Source organism: Microbispora catharanthi (assembly GCF_006334915.2).
Taxonomy (GTDB): Bacteria; Actinomycetota; Actinomycetes; order Streptosporangiales; family Streptosporangiaceae; genus Microbispora; species Microbispora catharanthi.
In genome coordinates this window covers 1-14,897 of record NZ_VDMA02000009.1, presented here as the reverse complement: position 1 = coordinate 14,897, position 14,897 = coordinate 1, and the positions used below count along the sequence as shown (strand labels likewise).

Sequence of the window (14,897 nt, the reverse complement as noted above, 5' to 3'; positions counted from 1 at the left end):
TCCGAGACAATCAGTGGGCGACGGCGGCGGCGCCGTGCTCGTCGACGAGCTTGCCGGTGGTGAACCGGTCGAGCGAGAAGGGGGCGTTGAGCGGATGGGGCTCGCCGGTGGCCACGGTGTGGGCGTAGCACCAGCCGACGCCCGGGGTGGCCTTGAACCCTCCGGTGCCCCAGCCGCAGTTGACATACAGGTCTTCGACGGGGGTGAGGCCGACGACGGGCGAGGCGTCGGGGGTCACGTCCACCACGCCGCCCCAGGTCCGCAGCACGTGCGCCCGGGCGAAGACCGGGAACAGCTCCAGCGCGGCCGCCATCTGGCGCTCGATGATGTGGAACGCGCCGCGCTGGCGGTAGGAGTTGGCCGCGTCGATTCCCGCGCCCATGACCAGCTCGCCCTTGTGCGCCTGGCTCACGTACACGTGGACCGCGTTGGACATGACCACGGTCGGGTGCACCGGCTCCAGCAGCTCCGACACCAGGGCCTGCAGCGGGTGGCTCTGCAGCGGCAGCGACACCCCCGCGTACCCGGCGACGACCGAGGAGTGCCCGGCGGCGGCGAGCGCGACCTTCCTGGCCGCGATCGGGCCGCGGGTGGTCCGGACGCCGGTCACCCGGCCGTCGCGCACGTCGAGGCCGGTCACCTCGCAGTGCTCGATCATGTCGACCCCGAGGTCGGCCGCCGCCTTCGCGAAGCCCCACGCCACGTAGTCGTGCTTGGCGATGCCGGCCCGGGGCTGGTAGGTGCCGCCGAGCACCGGGTAGCGCACGTCCGGGGAGATGTCGACGATCGGGCAGACCTCCTTGACCTGCTCCGGCGTCAGCCACTCGGCGTCCACGCCGTTGAGCCGGTTGGCGTTGACCCGGCGCACGCTGTCACGCACGTCCTGCAGGCTGTGCGCCAGGTTGAGGACGCCGCGCTGGCTGAACAGCAGCGGGTAGCCGAGGTCCTCCTCCAGCTCCTCCCACAGCTTCAGCGCGTGCTCGTAGATGCCCGCGCTCTCGTCCCACAGGTAGTTCGACCGGATGATCGTGGTGTTGCGGGCCATGTTCCCGCCCGCGAGCCAGCCGCGCTCCAGCACCGCGACGTCGGTGATCCCGTGGTTCTTGGCCAGGTAGTAGGCCGTGGCCAGGCCGTGGCCGCCGCCGCCGACGATCACCACGTCGTACGCGCGCTTCGGCTCGGCCGAGCGCCACAGCCGGTCGGGGTGGTCGGGCAGGTCGGCGCCCGGCGTCCTGTGCCCCCGAGTGCCGGGGCTCATCGGGCCTCCCCGATACCCGGGTAGAGGGGGTGCTTGGCGGCGAGGGCCTCGACTCGGGCGCGCAGCGCCGTCAGGTCCGCGCCGGGACGCAGCGCCTGGGCGATCACGTCGGAGACCTCCTCGAACTCGGGGCGGGCGAAGCCGCGGGTGGCCAGGGCCGGGGTGCCGATCCGCAGCCCCGAGGTGACCATCGGGGGCCGGGGGTCGAACGGCACCGCGTTGCGGTTGACCGTGATCCCGGCCTCGTGGAGCCGGTCCTCGGCCTGACGGCCGTCCAGCTCGGATTCGCGCAGGTCCACCAGCACCAGGTGGACGTCCGTGCCGCCGGACAGCACCCGTACGCCCGCCTCGGCGGCGTCGGGGGCGAGCAGCCGGTCGGCGAGGGTCCGCGCGCCCTCCAGCGTGCGGCGCTGCCGGTCGCGGAACCACTCGCCCGCCGCGATCTTGAACGCGACGGCCTTGGCCGCGATGACGTGCTCCAGCGGGCCGCCCTGCTGACCCGGGAACACCGATGAGTTGATCTTCTTGGCCAGGTCCTCGGTGGACATGATCACGCCGCCCCTGGGCCCGCCGAGCGTCTTGTGGGTGGTCGTGGTGACGACGTGCGCGTGCGGGACGGGCGACGGGTGCAGCCCCGCCGCGACCAGCCCGGCGAAGTGCGCCATGTCGACCATCAGGTAGGCCCCGACCTCGTCGGCGATGCGCCGGAAGGCGGCGAAGTCGAGGTGGCGGGGGTAGGCCGACCAGCCCGCGATGATCAGCTTGGGCCGGTGCTCGCGGGCGAGCCGCTCGACCTCCTCCATGTCCACGAGGCTGTCGCTCTCACGGACGTGGTAGGCCACGACGTTGTAGAGCCGGCCGGAGAAGTTGATCCGCATGCCGTGGGTGAGGTGGCCGCCGTGCGCGAGGTCGAGGCCGAGGATCGTGTCGCCCGGCTCCAGCAGCGCGGACATGGCCGCCGCGTTGGCCTGCGCTCCCGAGTGGGGCTGCACGTTGGCGGCCTCCGCGCCGAACAGCGCCTTGACCCGGTCGATCGCCAGCCGCTCGATCACGTCGACGTGTTCGCAGCCGCCGTAGTAGCGCCTGCCCGGGTAGCCCTCGGCGTACTTGTTCGTCAGCACCGACCCCTGGGCCTGCATGACGGAGACGGGCGCGAAGTTCTCCGACGCGATCATCTCCAGCGTGGACCGCTGGCGTTCCGTCTCCGCACCGATCGCCGCCGCGACCTCCGGGTCGGCCTCGGCGAGCGGCGCGTTCAGCACCGATTCGTGCACTTCTTCAGTCCTTTCGGGTGCCACTAGCTGCGCAGCCGTTCCATGGCGGGGTCGAACAGGGGCTCCTCGGCGACCACGGCGGTCACCCGCCGGTCGAAGTAGCCGATCTCCAGCCTCCGTCCCGGGGTCGCGAGCTCGGCGGGCAGCCAGGCGTAGGCGATGCCCTTGCCGATCGTGTAGCCGAAGGCCGCGCTGGTGACGTAGCCGACGCTCGTGCCGCCGTCGTAGACCGGCTCCCTGCCCATGACCACCTGCGTGGGGTCGTCGACGGTCAGGCAGGTGAGGCGGCGGCGCACGTTCTCCTTGCGCCGCTCCAGCGCCTCGCGGCCGATGAAGTCGCCCTTGTCCATCTTCACCGCGAACCCGAGCCCGGCCTCGTACGGGTCGTGCTCGAAGGTCATGTCGGTGCCGAAGGACCGGTAGCCCTTCTCCAGCCGCAGGCTCGCGAAGGCGCCGCGCCCACCGGCGAGGATGCCGTGCCGCTGCCCGGCCTCCCAGAGCGTGTCCCACAGCTTGGCGCCCAGGTCGGCGGTGGTGTAGAGCTCCCAGCCCAGCTCGCCGATGTACGACAGCCGCAGCGCGGTGACCGGCACGGTGCCGATGTACGCCTTCTTCGCCCGGAAGTAGCGGAAGCCCTGGTTGGAGAAGTCGGCGTCGGTCAGCGGCTGGACGAGGTCGCGGGCGCGAGGGCCCCAGACGCCGAGGCAGCAGGTGCCTGCCGTGATGTCGCGGACCATGACCGAGCCGTCCGCGGGCAGGTGGCGGTGGAACCAGTCGAGGTCGAGGTTGCCGTTGGCGCCGACCTGGAACACGTCGCGGCCCAGCCGGGCGACGGTCACGTCGCTGCGGATGCCGCCGTCGGTGTCGAGCAGCAGGCAGTAGGTCACCGAGCCGACCGACTTGTCCATCTGGCCGGTCGTCAGCCGCTGGAGGAAGGCGAGGGCGCCGGGACCGGCGACCTCCAGCCGCTTCAGCGCCGTCATGTCGTACAGCGCGACGGACTCGCGGGACGCCTGGGCCTCCGCGCCGACGATCGGCGACCAGTAGCGCGCCGCCCAGTCGTTGGGCGTGGGGATGTCGCGGCCCTCCAGCAGGCGGGCGTTGGCGCCGTACCACTGCGGCCGCTCGTAGCCGACGGCCTCCAGGAAGAAGGCGTCCAGCTCGCGCTGCCGGGTGTGGAAGGGGCTGAGGCGCACCGGCCGCGGCTCCTCCATCGGCTGGAGCGGGTGGATGATGTCGTAGACCTCGACGAAGTTCCGGCAGTCGCGGGCCAGCACATACTCGGGCGCGAGCTGGTGCGGCTCGAACCGGTTGACGTCGCACTCGTGCAGGTCGAACGACGAGCAGTGACCGTCGACCAGCCACTCGGCCATCGCCTTGCCGACGCCCGCGGAGTGGGTCACCCAGACCGCCTCGGCCACCCAGAAGCCCTTCACCTCGGGGGACTCGCCCATCAGCGGCATGTGGTCCTGGGTGAAGGAGAACAGTCCGTTGATGCCCTCGTCGAGCTTGGCCGCGCGGGTGCCGGGCAGCAGCCGCTGCGTCTCGGTCCAGGCGTCCTCGAAGTCCTCGGGGGTGAACGTGAGGACCGACGGCATGACCTCGGCCTCGTCGACCGACAGCAGCTCCTCGGGGCGGATCGGCATCGGCCGGTGGCCGTAGTAGCCGATGCCGATGCCGTCGAACCGCTGGCGGTAGTAGAGGTCGGCGTCCTGGTGCCGCAGGATCGGCAGCGTCGCCTCCTCCTCGCGTCCGGCGAGGTCGGGCACCTGGCCGGTCCAGGCGAGCTGGTGCGCGAGCGGGGTCAGCGGCAGCGGCATGCCGACCATCCCGGCGACCTTCGGACCCCAGATGCCGGCGCAGCAGACCACGACGTCGGCGGGAATCTCACGCTGGTCGGTCACCACGCCCGCCACCCGGCCGTCCTCGGTGCGGACGTCGAGCACCTCGTGCCGCTCCAGCACCCGCACGCCACGCGACCGCGCCCGCCTCAGCTGGGCGTCGACCGCGCGTACGGCCTTGGCGAGGCCGTCGGTGGGGATGAGCAGGCCACCCAGCACGGCATCGGGGTCGACCAGGGGATGGTGCTCGGCGCACTCGGCGGGGGTGAGCAGGCGCGACTCGACGCCCCAGGACGTCGCCCAGCCGTGCCGCCGGTGCAGCTCGGCGAGCCGTTCCGGGCTGGTCGCGACCTCGAGCCCGCCGACCTGGAGGAAACAGGGCTCGCCGTCGAGGTCGAGGGAGCAGAGCTTCTCGACGGTGTAGCGCGCCATCTCGGTCATCGTCTTCGATCCGTTGATCTGGAAGACCAGTCCCGGGGCGTGTGAGGAGGAGCCCCCGGTCGCGGGCACCGGGCCCTGGTCGACCACGGTGACGTCCGTCCAGCCCCGGGCCGACAGTTCGTCGGCGAGCGCAGCACCGACGACGCCTGCTCCGATGATGACGACGCGCGGGCCCGTCATACCCACCTCCGTTGCTGCATATATTGTTGCGCAATTCGCAACGTTATGCGTTTAACGCAACAAGCGTGACGCGTCATATTGCGGGTGTCAAGCATCAAAAACAGGACAAAACCACGCCCTTGCCGGGAGCGTAGTGGCGCGGACCCGGCGCGGTATCCGAGCGTCAGCCGACCTGCTGCTCCTCGATGCTCCAGCGAATCCCGCGCCGGGCGAGATATTCAAGGAAGTCCAGGGAGTCGAACGCCTGGGCGGGGGCGAGGAGCTGGGCCGGCAGGCACGCCTGTCCCGCGCCGCCTTCGCCCGCCGCTTCACCCAGCTGGTCGGGCGGCCACCGCTGACTTACCTGACCTGGTGGCGTCTGATGGCTTTCCCGCCTTTTTTACGCTTCCGACCCAAACCATCCCATTCGGGCAGATACCTCTCGGGCTGTCGCCATGATCTGCTCGGCTACCGCGGCGATCGCCGTTTCGGGCATCCGGAAGGTCGGGCCGGACGCGCTGAGCGAGGCGATGACGGAGCCGTCCGCGCCGAGGACGGGCGCCGCGACCGCGCTCAGGCCGTCCTCCAGTTCATCCACCGCCGTCGCGTACCCGCGAAGGCGCACCTCGGCGAGTTCCGCGCGCAGCCGGCCGGGATCGGTGACGGTCCGGACGGCGAGGACGGGCAGCCCGGCCGCGATCACCTCCTCGCACAGCGCGGCGGGCGCGTGCGCGAGCAGCACCTTGCCGTTCGACGTGGCGTGCAGGGGGATCCGCCGGCCCACCCAGTGATGGAGCTGGAGTGCCGACGGCCCGGCGACCTGGTCGACGTACAGGGCCTCCCGATCGGCGAGGACGGCCACGTTGACGGTCTCCCCCACCGCGCGGGCGAGCGCCGGCGTGACGGCGCGGCTCTCACGCACCAGGTCGAGCCGCGCGCTGGTCGCCCCGGCGAGCCTGACCACGCCCACACCGAGCCGATATCTGCCGCGGTCGCTGTCCTGCTCGACCAGATCGTGGCTCTCCAGCGTCGCCACCAGGCGGAACGCGGTGGACCTGTGCACGCCGAGGCTGGCCGCCAGCTCGCTGACGCCGAGCTCGCCGTCCCGGGCGAGCAACTTCAGGATGGTGAGCGCGCGGTCGACGGACTGTACGGCCGCCCCGTCACCCGAGCCGTTGCTCATGGCACAACTCTACGCGGATTACGCATCATGCTCTTGACCTGCCCCACCCGACGGGTCACTCTGTTGCGTATAGGTCACCATGTTGCGCATGACGCACTCAGGAGGCTCCATGTCCGCTCGCCCGGGTCGCGAGTTCGTCCTCACGTTCTCCTGCGTCGACCGGCCGGGGATCGTCTACGCGGTGAGCGGCTTCCTCGTCCAGCACGCGGGCGACATCCTGCAGAGCCAGGAGTTCAACGACCGGACGAACGGCCACTTCTTCATGCGGGTCCACTTCGCGGTGCCCGAGGGCCGCGGCGACATCGAGGAGCTGCGCCGCGGCTTCTCCTACGTCGGCGACTCCTTCCACATGACCTGGCAGCTCAAGGACGCCGTGACGCCGACGAGGACCCTCGTGCTCGTGTCGAAGTTCGGCCACTGCGTGAACGACCTGCTCTACCGCCAGCGGGTCGGCGCGCTGAACGTCGAGATCCCCGCGATCGTCTCCAACCACCGGGACCTCGAACCGCTGGCCGAGTTCTACGGCGTGCCGTTCCACCACGTGCCCGTCACGTCGGGCACCAAGCCCGAGGCCGAGCAGCGCATCCTTGAGCTGGCCGAGGAGCTCGACACCGATCTGGTCGTGCTCGCCCGCTACATGCAGATACTGAGCGACGACATGTGCAAGCGCCTGGAGGGCCGGGCGATCAACATCCACCACTCGTTCCTGCCGGGGTTCAAGGGCGCCAAGCCGTACCACCAGGCGCACGAGCGCGGCGTCAAGCTGATCGGCGCGACCGCGCACTACGTCACCGCCGACCTCGACGAGGGGCCGATCATCGAGCAGGACGTGGCGCGCGTGGACCACTCGCTCGACCCGGGCGAACTCGTCACCGTGGGCCGCGACGTGGAGGCGCAGGTGCTGGCCAGGGCCGTGCGCTGGCACAGCGAGAACCGCGTGCTCCTCAACGGCGACCGCACCGTCGTCTTCCGCTAGACCTCTTTTCACCGGCCCCGGCATGGTCTTGCCGGGGCGTCTTGGCTTTCCGCCTGACCGGTGAGTCGCCAAACCTCAATGCGGCCCAAAATGACAATTCAGATGGAAGGGGGCGCATGATCACTGTAAGTTCATACCCCACATGTCGTCCCTATACAGGAACAGATAATGACGGAAACCCCCCAGCAGCCCTCGACATACGGCCAGAAGGCCGCAGGCGCGGGCAAGGTCTTCGGTAAGCGCCTCGTCGCCTATGCCGTCGGCGCCGCCGTTCTCGCCGGTGGCGGCTTCGCGTACAAGCAGCTGACCGGAGCTCCCGAGATCGCCAAGGCCGGCGACTGCATGTCCGGCGCCACGGCCGACGAGCTCAAGGTCGTCTCGTGCACCGACCCGGCCGCCACACTCACTGTCGAAGGCCGCATCGAGGGCAAGACGGAGCAGGAGTGGGACGCGGACAAGGACGGGAAGATCTGCGCGGCCTACTCGAAGGCGGACCAGACTTTCTGGGAAGGCGAGGAGGGCAAGGCGGGCTATGTGCTCTGCCTGGCGCCCAAGAACTGAATACGCCTCCCTGCCTGAATTGAAGGCCGGAGCACTCGGGACGAACCCGGTATAGCAGGACCGGCGTCCGTTCGGCACGCTCGGCCGGGGTCTTCCCGGCCGAGCGTCCCGCACAAACCGAGACGACCCCTCAGGCCGTGCTGTGACGCGCCGCCTCAAGTGCGCCATCGAAGAGGGAAGATTCGACGCCTGACGTATCGGTAGCCGCATCGAGTTGCGTCACTCGCGACGAAAGATCTCCCTGCGGAATCCCGATGACGCCCCAGCTCAGCGTTGCGTCACGCGCTACAGTCCCGCTATGAGCAACGACGCTTCCGCCGCCAGGCCCGAGGCCAACGGCGGCGGCGTGCAGTCCGTGGACCGGGCGATCAGCATCATGGAGATCCTCGCCAGCCGTGGAGAGGCAGGGGTCACCGAGATCGCCGCCGAGATCGAGGTCCACAAGTCGACCGCGTTCCGCCTGCTGGGCGCCCTGGAGGCCCGCGGGCTCGTGGAGCAGACCGAGGACCGCGGCAAGTATCGCCTCGGCTTCGGGCTCGTCCGCCTCGCCGGCAGCGTCTCCATGCGGATGGACGTCACCCAGCAGAGCAGGCCCGTCTGCCAGCGCCTGGCGGAGGAGATCGGCGAGACGGTGAACATCGCCGTCCTGCGTTCGCACTACGCGGTCAACCTCGACCAGGTGCGCGGCCCCTCCGCCGTCACCGCCTACAACTGGGTGGGTCAGCTCACGCCCCTGCACGCGACGTCGAGCGGCAAGGTCCTGCTGGCGTACGTGGACCGGCAGCGCCGCGACGACCTGCTGCGCGTCTCCGGCCTCCAGCGCTACACCCCGAACACGGTGACCTCGGTGGAGGACCTGGAGCGCGAGCTTGCGGAGGTGCGCGAGCGCGGCTACGCACTGACTCGCGAGGAGCTGGAGGTGGGCCTGAACGCGCTCGCCGCCCCCGTCCGCTCCTTCGGCGGAGAGGTCGTGGCGGCGGTCAGCGCGTCAGGGCCCGCCTACAGGTTCAGCGAGAGTCGCATGCGCGAGCTGGCCCCCGTCCTCGTCAAGGGAGCCGAGGAGATCAGTCACCGCCTCGGCGGATAGCCGTCGCCTCGGCGGCGCGGCGCAGCCGTACGACGACGCTCTTGGACGTGGGCGTGTTCGACGTCTCCGCCACCGAGTCCAGGGGCACAAGCACGTTGGTCTCCGGGAAGTAGGCCGCGCAGCAGCCTCGCGCCGTCGGATAGGCGACGGCCCGGAACCCCTCGGCCACGCGCTCGCCGTCCGGCCACTCGCTGATGAGGTCGAGCATGTCGCCGTCGGCGAGACCGCGCTCGGCCAGGTCGTCGGGGTGGACGAACACCACCCGCCGCCCGTTGGCGATGCCGCGGTAGCGGTCGTTCAGCCCGTAGATCGTGGTGTTGTACTGGTCGTGGCTGCGCACGGTCTGCAGCAGGAGGCGGCCCGGGGGCACGCGCAGCACCTCCAGCGGGTTGACCGTGAAGTTCGCCTTCCCCGTGGCCGTGGGGAAGCGGCGCTCGTCGCGCGGCGCGTTCGGCAGCAGGAAACCGCCCGGCCTGCGCACCCTCGCGTTGAAGTCGTCGAACCCGGGCACCACCCGCTCGATGCGCTCCCTGATCGCGTCGTACCCGCCCTCGAACTCGGCCCACGGCACGTGCGGGTCGTCGCCGAGCAGCTCACGGGCCAGCCGGCACACGATGGCCACCTCGGACAGCAGCGCGTCCGACGCCGGGCGCAGCCGCCCGCGCGAGGCGTGCACCGCGCCCATCGAGTCCTCGACCGTGACGAACTGCTCGCCGCCGGCCTGGACGTCCCGCTCGGTGCGGCCGAGCGTGGGCAGGATGAGCGCCTGCTCGCCGCACACGGCGTGCGACCGGTTCAGCTTGGTCGACACCTGCACGGTGAGCCGGCAGCGCCGCAGGGCCGCCTCCGTCGCGGCGGTGTCCGGCGTCGCGGAGACGAAGTTGCCGCCCATGGCGAAGAACACCCTGGCGTCCCCGTCGCGCATGGCGCGGATGGCCTCCACGGTGTCGTGGCCGTGCTCGCGCGGCGGCGGGAAGCCGAACTCCTTCTCCAACGCATCGAGGAACTCCGGTTTGGGCTTCTCGTAGATGCCCATCGTCCGGTCGCCCTGCACGTTGGAGTGCCCGCGTACGGGACACACGCCCGCGCCGGGCCGTCCCACGTTGCCGCGCAGCAGCAGGAAGTTGACGATCTCCCTGATCGTCGGGACCGACTTGCGGTGCTGGGTGAGGCCCATCGCCCAGCAGACCACGACCGAGCGGGCGGCCAGCACGTCGCGGGCCGTCTCCTCGATCTCGGCGCGGGTCAGCCCGGTCGCCTCCAGCACCTCGGCCCAATCGAGCCCGCGTACGTGCCTGTCCCAGGCGTCGAACCCGTGCGTGTGCGCCTCGACGAACTCGCGGTCCACCACCGTGCCGGGCGCGGCGTCCTCGGCCTCCAGCAGGAGCAGCGACAGCGCCTGGAACAGCGCCAGGTCGCCGCCGAGGCGGATCTGCAGGAACCGGTCGGACAGCGCCGTGCCGCCGCCCACGACTCCGGACAGCCGCTGCGGGTTGCGGAAGCGCATCAGCCCCGCCTCCGGCAGCGGGTTGACCGCCACGATCCGGGCGCCGTTCCGTTTGGCCCGCTCCAGCGCGGTGAGCATGCGCGGGTGGTTGGTGCCGGGGTTCTGGCCGACCACGAAGACGAGGTCGGCCCGGTGCAGGTCCTCCAGCAGCACCGTCCCCTTGCCGATGCCGAGCGTCTCGGTCAGCGCCGAGCCGCTCGACTCGTGGCACATGTTGGAGCAGTCGGGCAGGTTGTTGGTGCCGAAACGGCGGACGAGAAGCTGGTAGGCGAAGGCGGCCTCGTTGGAGGTGCGGCCGGAGGTGTAGAAGACGGCCTGACCGGAGTGGTCGAGCGCGCGCAGTTCGCGCGCGACGACGCCGAAGGCGTCCTCCCACGAGATCGGCTCGTAGTGGTCCGAGCCCGCCGGCTTGTACATCGGCTCGGTGAGCCGGCCCTGCTGGCCCAGCCAGTAGTCGCTGCGCCGGGCCAGCTCGTCCACCGGATGCTCGGCGAAGAAGTCGCGGGTGACCCTGCGGACCGTCGCCTCCTCGGCCACCGCCTTCGCGCCGTTCTCGCAGAACTCGGCGGGACTGCGGTGGCCGTCGCCCTCGGGCCAGGCGCATCCCGGGCAGTCGAAGCCGGACTTCTGGTTGACCCGCAGCAGGGTCAGCACCGTCCGCCCCGCGCCCATCTGCCGGTATGCCGTGCCGAGCGCGTGGCCGACCGCCGGGACCCCGCCCGCCCAGGTCTTGGGTGAGCCGATCTCCAGACGTTCGTCTCCGACGTCCTCCCGAGGCGCCTCATGTGTCACGCCGCATCTCCTCCGAACTCACTCGCCGAGCTTGCCACGGACCCAATCATGGAACATGCCGATGTGGTGCTCGCTCGGCACCAGCACGCCGCCCTTGGCGTACGTGCGCGAGCTCATCGAGGGCTGGGTCCGCTCGCAGGCGTCGAAGTCCTGCTCGTTGACCCGGTGGAACAGCTCCACCGATCGGCTGATGTCCTTGCCCGAGGCCACGACCTCCGGCAGGTAGAGCCAGTCGCACTCCACCACCGTGCGGTCGACCGCCAGCGGGAACATCCGGTGGATGATCACATGGTCGGGCACCATGTTGACGAACACCTGCGGCTTGATCGTGATCGCGTAGTAGCGCCGGTCCTGATCCTCGCTGATGGTCGGGATGCGGTCGAGCCCCTCGGAGCCGTCGACCGTGAACCCCTGGATGTCCTCGCCGAACAGCGCGCCGTGGCCGACGTAGTACTGCGCCGCGTAGCCGTCGGCGAACTCCGGCAGCACCTCGGTCAGCTCGGGGTGGATGGTCGCGCAGTGGTAGCACTCCATGAAGTTCTCGACGATGAGCTTCCAGTTCGCCTTCACGTCGTACACGATCCGGCGGCCGAGCGCCAGGTTGGCGACGTCGTAGTTGTCGAGGGAGGCCACGTCGCCGAGACGCGTGCGCACCTCGCCGAGCACGGTGTCCTCGAACGAGGGCGGCTCGTCGGCCAGGCACACCCACACGTAGCCGAGCCACTCCCGCACCGCCACGTTGACGAGGCCGTATTCGACCCGGTCGAGGTCGGGCATCTTGGTGAGGTTGGGGGCGGCGATGAGCTTGCCCTCCAGGTCGTACGTCCAGGCGTGGTACGGGCACTGGAAGGCCCGCTTGACCTCGCCGGAGTCCTCCGTGCAGATCCGGGCGCCGCGGTGGCGGCAGACGTTGTAGAACGCGCGGATCGAGTTGTCCCGCGCCCGCGTGATCAGGATGCTCTCCGTGCCGACCTGGACGGTCCTGAACGCCCCGGGCTTGGGCAGGTCGGCGGCCCGGACCGTGCAGAACCACATCGACTCGAAGACGCGCTTCTGCTCCAACGCGAAGACCTGGGGATCGGTGTAGTGCTCGCCCGGCAGCGTGGCCATCAGGCTGGGGGGCAGGCTCGTGGTGCTCACTTGGGCTCCTGGTGGTCGTGCACAGTGATCGTGCGTAGCGCGTCGCGGATCTGAGATGGTCAGGGGAAGCCGGTCACGCCGGAGAGCCGGCCGGTGTCGAGAGCAATCAGAGCACCACGACGGAGCGCAGCACCTCGCCGCGGTGCATCTTGTCGAAGGCCGCCTCGACGTCCTCGAGCGCGATCGTCTCGGTGACGAACGCGTCCAGGTCGAGCCTGCCCTGCTGGTAGAGAGACACGAGCATGGGGAAGTCGCGGCTGGGCAGGCAGTCGCCGTACCAGGAGGACTTGAGCGCGCCGCCGCGGCCGAAGACGTCGAGCAGCGGCAGTTCCAGCGTCATCTCCGGCGTCGGCACGCCGACGAGCACGACGGTCCCGGCCAGGTCGCGGGCGTAGAAGGCCTGCTTGTACGTCTCGGGACGCCCGACCGCCTCGATCACGACGTCGGCGCCGAACCCGCCGGTCAGCTCGCGGACGGCCTCCACCGCGTCGGTCTCGCGGGAGTTCACGGTGTGCGTGGCGCCGAAGCGGCGGGCCCATTCGAGCTTGGTGTCGTCCACGTCCACCGCGATGATCGTGGTCGCGCCGGCCAGATGCGCGCCCGCGACGGCCGCGTCGCCGACGCCGCCGCAGCCGATGACGGCGACCGAGTCGCCGCGGGTCACCCCGCCGGTGTTGATGGCCGCGCCGAGCCCCGCCATGATCCCGCAACCGAGCAGGCCGACCGCGACCGGCGACGCGCTCGGGTCGACCTTGGTGCACTGGCCGGCCGCGACGAGCGTCTTGTCGGCGAACGCGCCGATCCCGAGCGCCGGGGACAGCGGGGTGCCGTCGGCCAGCGTCATCTTCTGGGTGGCGTTGTGGGTGGCGAAGCAGTACTGCGGGCGTCCGCGCAGGCAGGCGCGGCAGGCGCCGCAGACCGCGCGCCAGTTGAGGATCACGAAGTCGCCGGGGGCGACGTCGGTCACCCCCTCGCCGACGGCCTCGACCACTCCGGCCGCCTCGTGCCCGAGGAGGAACGGGAAGTCGTCGTTGATGCCGCCCTCGCGGTAGTGCAGGTCGGTGTGGCACACCCCGCAGGCCTGCACGGCCACGAGCGCCTCACCCGGGCCCGGGTCGGGGACGACGACGGTCTCCAGGCTGACCGGCTGTCCCTTGCCCCTCGCGACGACCCCGCGGACTTCGTGCGCCATGGTCTCTCTTTCCCTCGATCAGTCAGCGTGCGTTAGTTGTGCAAGACGAAACACATAGCACTATGCGCAACAGATTGAGGCCGTACAGGGCCAGTGTCAAGGGGCGAAGTAAGTTGTCGCCCTGCGGTCAGACGGCGCGCGGCCGGTCAACGCAGGCCCTGCTCCAGTTGGGTGACGACCGGGGCGATCAGGTCGTTCAGCTCGCGTACGAGGACCACGAGCGCGCGGTGCGCCGTCTCCGCCAGGTCGTGCGCGGGCCCGTCCGGCGCGGCGGGCAGGTCGTCCAGCGGCACCGGGGCGTCCACGACCAGGGTCGGACGCAGATAGGGAACTTTCGCGAGGTCCTGCTCGGCTGGCTCGACGAACTGGCCGAAGATCTCCGGCCAGTCCCGCCAGCCGCGGTCGCGCCACCAGTCACGCGACACCGTCAGCGCGGCCGGCGGCGGAGAGACGATCGTGACGTGCGCCGTCAGCGACCCGTCCCAGGTGTTGCGCTCGCAGGAGGCGGACAGGATCCGCCGGTGCCAGCGCACGAACCCCGGCGAGGTCAGGGGTGGGGTGGCGATCCGCCAGGCCGCGCACGCGAACGCGACCGGGGCGATGTCACCCCACACCCCCTCGAACTCGCCGATGTTCTCCCACACCCGCTCGGAGTAGTGGCTGACGCCGCTGTAGCGGACGCGCTCCCGGTCGGATCGGCCGTCGATCCAGAACGCCTGCTGGCCGGCCATACGCCGGGATCAGCCGTTCGACGCGGTGGTGGTCGGCGCGGCGACGGCGGCAGGCGCGGTCTCGCCGGTGAAGACGAACTTCGCGGCGTCGCCTTCGCCCTCGATGTCGATCTTTACGACCTGGCCCGGCCGCAGCTCGCCGTAGAGGATCTTCTCCGACAGCGTGTCCTCCAGCTCCCGCTGGATCGTGCGCCGCAGCGGACGGGCGCCCATCACCGGGTCGTACCCGCGGTCGGCCAGCACCTGCTTGGCCGCCGGAGACACCTCCAGGCCCATGTCGCGGTCCTTGAGCCGCTCGGCCACCTGGGCGAGCATCAGGTCCACGATCTGGATGATCTCCTTGGGCGTCAGCTGGTGGAAGACCACGATGTCGTCGACGCGGTTGAGGAACTCCGGCCGGAAGTGCTGCTTGAGCTCCTCCTGCACCTTGACCTTCATCCGCTCGTAGGTGCTCTCCTCGTCGTTGGACTTCGCGAAGCCCAGCCCCACCGCCTTGGAGATGTCCCGGGTGCCGAGGTTGGTCGTCATGATGATGACGGTGTTCTTGAAGTCCACCACCCGGCCCTGGGCGTCGGTCAGCCGACCGTCCTCCAGGATCTGCAGCAGCGAGTTGAAGATGTCCGCGTGCGCCTTCTCGATCTCGTCGAACAGGACCACCGAGAACGGCTTGCGCCGCACCTTCTCGGTCAGCTGGCCGCCCTCTTCGTACCCGACGTAACCGGGCGGGGAGCCGAACAGCCGCGAGACGGTGTGCT

At 70.4% G+C, this 14,897-nt stretch carries 12 protein-coding genes and 1 pseudogene; 4 read left to right on the top strand and 9 right to left on the bottom strand.

Translation table 11 applies throughout. The features are described from left to right. Nucleotides 1–10 precede the first annotated feature (10 nt). Genes FH610_RS18325 through FH610_RS18315 form a run of 3 tightly spaced genes read right to left on the bottom strand, consistent with a single transcriptional unit; the run spans nt 11 to nt 4,994 of the window. Nucleotides 11–1,258: a sarcosine oxidase subunit beta family protein gene (locus tag FH610_RS18325; RefSeq protein WP_139575740.1), complete on the bottom strand. Its 1,248-nt coding sequence runs from the start codon at nt 1,256–1,258 to the stop codon at nt 11–13. Next, nucleotides 1,255–2,532, bottom strand: a complete 1,278-nt coding sequence (glyA, locus tag FH610_RS18320) for a serine hydroxymethyltransferase (protein ID WP_139575739.1) — start codon at nt 2,530–2,532, stop codon at nt 1,255–1,257. Before glyA ends, FH610_RS18325 begins: the two co-directional genes overlap by 4 nt. 23 nt (nt 2,533–2,555) lie before the next feature. Then, nucleotides 2,556–4,994 (bottom strand): GcvT family protein, encoded by a 2,439-nt coding sequence (locus tag FH610_RS18315; protein WP_139575738.1) that lies wholly within the window; start codon nt 4,992–4,994, stop codon nt 2,556–2,558. Nucleotides 4,995–5,253: 259 nt separating this feature from the next. Between FH610_RS18315 and FH610_RS44505 the strand changes: the two are divergent. Further along, nucleotides 5,254–5,355: pseudogene (locus FH610_RS44505) on the top strand (helix-turn-helix transcriptional regulator); the annotation flags it as partial. A gap of 18 nt (nt 5,356–5,373) precedes the next feature. On the opposite strand, the gene FH610_RS18310 reads toward FH610_RS44505, so the two are convergent. Then, entirely contained in the window at nt 5,374–6,156 is a 783-nt protein-coding gene (locus tag FH610_RS18310; RefSeq protein ID WP_139575737.1) for an IclR family transcriptional regulator, read from the bottom strand. A 109-nt stretch (nt 6,157–6,265) separates the two neighbouring features. Here FH610_RS18310 and purU point away from each other — a divergent pair, with 109 nt between their 5' ends. The 3 genes from purU (at nt 6,266) to FH610_RS18295 (ending at nt 8,780) form a co-directional block, all read left to right on the top strand. Continuing rightward, entirely contained in the window at nt 6,266–7,132 is an 867-nt protein-coding gene (gene purU / locus FH610_RS18305) for a formyltetrahydrofolate deformylase (protein WP_139575736.1), read from the top strand. 168 nt (nt 7,133–7,300) lie between these two features. Beyond that, nucleotides 7,301–7,693 (top strand): LppU/SCO3897 family protein, encoded by a 393-nt coding sequence (locus tag FH610_RS18300; RefSeq protein WP_139575735.1) that lies wholly within the window; start codon nt 7,301–7,303, stop codon nt 7,691–7,693. Nucleotides 7,694–7,991: 298 nt separating this feature from the next. Continuing rightward, nucleotides 7,992–8,780 carry an IclR family transcriptional regulator gene (locus tag FH610_RS18295; RefSeq protein ID WP_205825867.1) on the top strand — a complete coding sequence of 263 codons (789 nt, stop codon included), beginning with the start codon at nt 7,992–7,994 and terminating at the stop codon, nt 8,778–8,780. Here the strand turns inward: FH610_RS18295 and FH610_RS18290 are convergent. The 5 genes from FH610_RS18290 to FH610_RS18270 form a co-directional block, all read right to left on the bottom strand. Further along, nucleotides 8,758–11,079 carry an FdhF/YdeP family oxidoreductase gene (locus tag FH610_RS18290; protein WP_139575734.1) on the bottom strand — a complete coding sequence of 774 codons (2,322 nt, stop codon included), beginning with the start codon at nt 11,077–11,079 and terminating at the stop codon, nt 8,758–8,760. The genes FH610_RS18295 and FH610_RS18290 overlap by 23 nt on opposite strands. A gap of 18 nt (nt 11,080–11,097) precedes the next feature. Then, complete coding sequence (locus FH610_RS18285; protein ID WP_205825893.1) at nt 11,098–12,189, bottom strand: aromatic ring-hydroxylating oxygenase subunit alpha; 1,092 nt, start codon at nt 12,187–12,189, stop codon at nt 11,098–11,100. A gap of 136 nt (nt 12,190–12,325) precedes the next feature. Beyond that, nucleotides 12,326–13,411 carry an S-(hydroxymethyl)mycothiol dehydrogenase gene (locus FH610_RS18280; RefSeq protein ID WP_139575732.1) on the bottom strand — a complete coding sequence of 362 codons (1,086 nt, stop codon included), beginning with the start codon at nt 13,409–13,411 and terminating at the stop codon, nt 12,326–12,328. A 146-nt stretch (nt 13,412–13,557) separates the two neighbouring features. Next, nucleotides 13,558–14,142, bottom strand: coding sequence for a hypothetical protein (locus FH610_RS18275; protein ID WP_139575731.1), 585 nt, complete (start codon nt 14,140–14,142; stop codon nt 13,558–13,560). A 9-nt stretch (nt 14,143–14,151) separates the two neighbouring features. Next, nucleotides 14,152–14,897 (bottom strand): AAA family ATPase (locus FH610_RS18270; protein ID WP_152313701.1); only part of this gene is annotated, 746 nt, incomplete at its 5' end.

Coding starts and splice junctions, on each gene's coding strand:
- FH610_RS18325 (WP_139575740.1), bottom strand. CDS start 1,258: ATGAGCCCCGGCACTCGGGGGCACAGGACGCCGGGCGCCGACCTGCCC.
- FH610_RS18315 (WP_139575738.1), bottom strand. CDS start 4,994: ATGACGGGCCCGCGCGTCGTCATCATCGGAGCAGGCGTCGTCGGTGCT.
- FH610_RS18310 (WP_139575737.1), bottom strand. CDS start 6,156: ATGAGCAACGGCTCGGGTGACGGGGCGGCCGTACAGTCCGTCGACCGC.
- purU (WP_139575736.1), top strand. CDS start 6,266: ATGTCCGCTCGCCCGGGTCGCGAGTTCGTCCTCACGTTCTCCTGCGTC.
- FH610_RS18300 (WP_139575735.1), top strand. CDS start 7,301: ATGACGGAAACCCCCCAGCAGCCCTCGACATACGGCCAGAAGGCCGCA.
- FH610_RS18295 (WP_205825867.1), top strand. CDS start 7,992: ATGAGCAACGACGCTTCCGCCGCCAGGCCCGAGGCCAACGGCGGCGGC.
- FH610_RS18285 (WP_205825893.1), bottom strand. CDS start 12,189: ATGGCCACGCTGCCGGGCGAGCACTACACCGATCCCCAGGTCTTCGCG.
- FH610_RS18280 (WP_139575732.1), bottom strand. CDS start 13,411: ATGGCGCACGAAGTCCGCGGGGTCGTCGCGAGGGGCAAGGGACAGCCG.
- FH610_RS18275 (WP_139575731.1), bottom strand. CDS start 14,142: ATGGCCGGCCAGCAGGCGTTCTGGATCGACGGCCGATCCGACCGGGAG.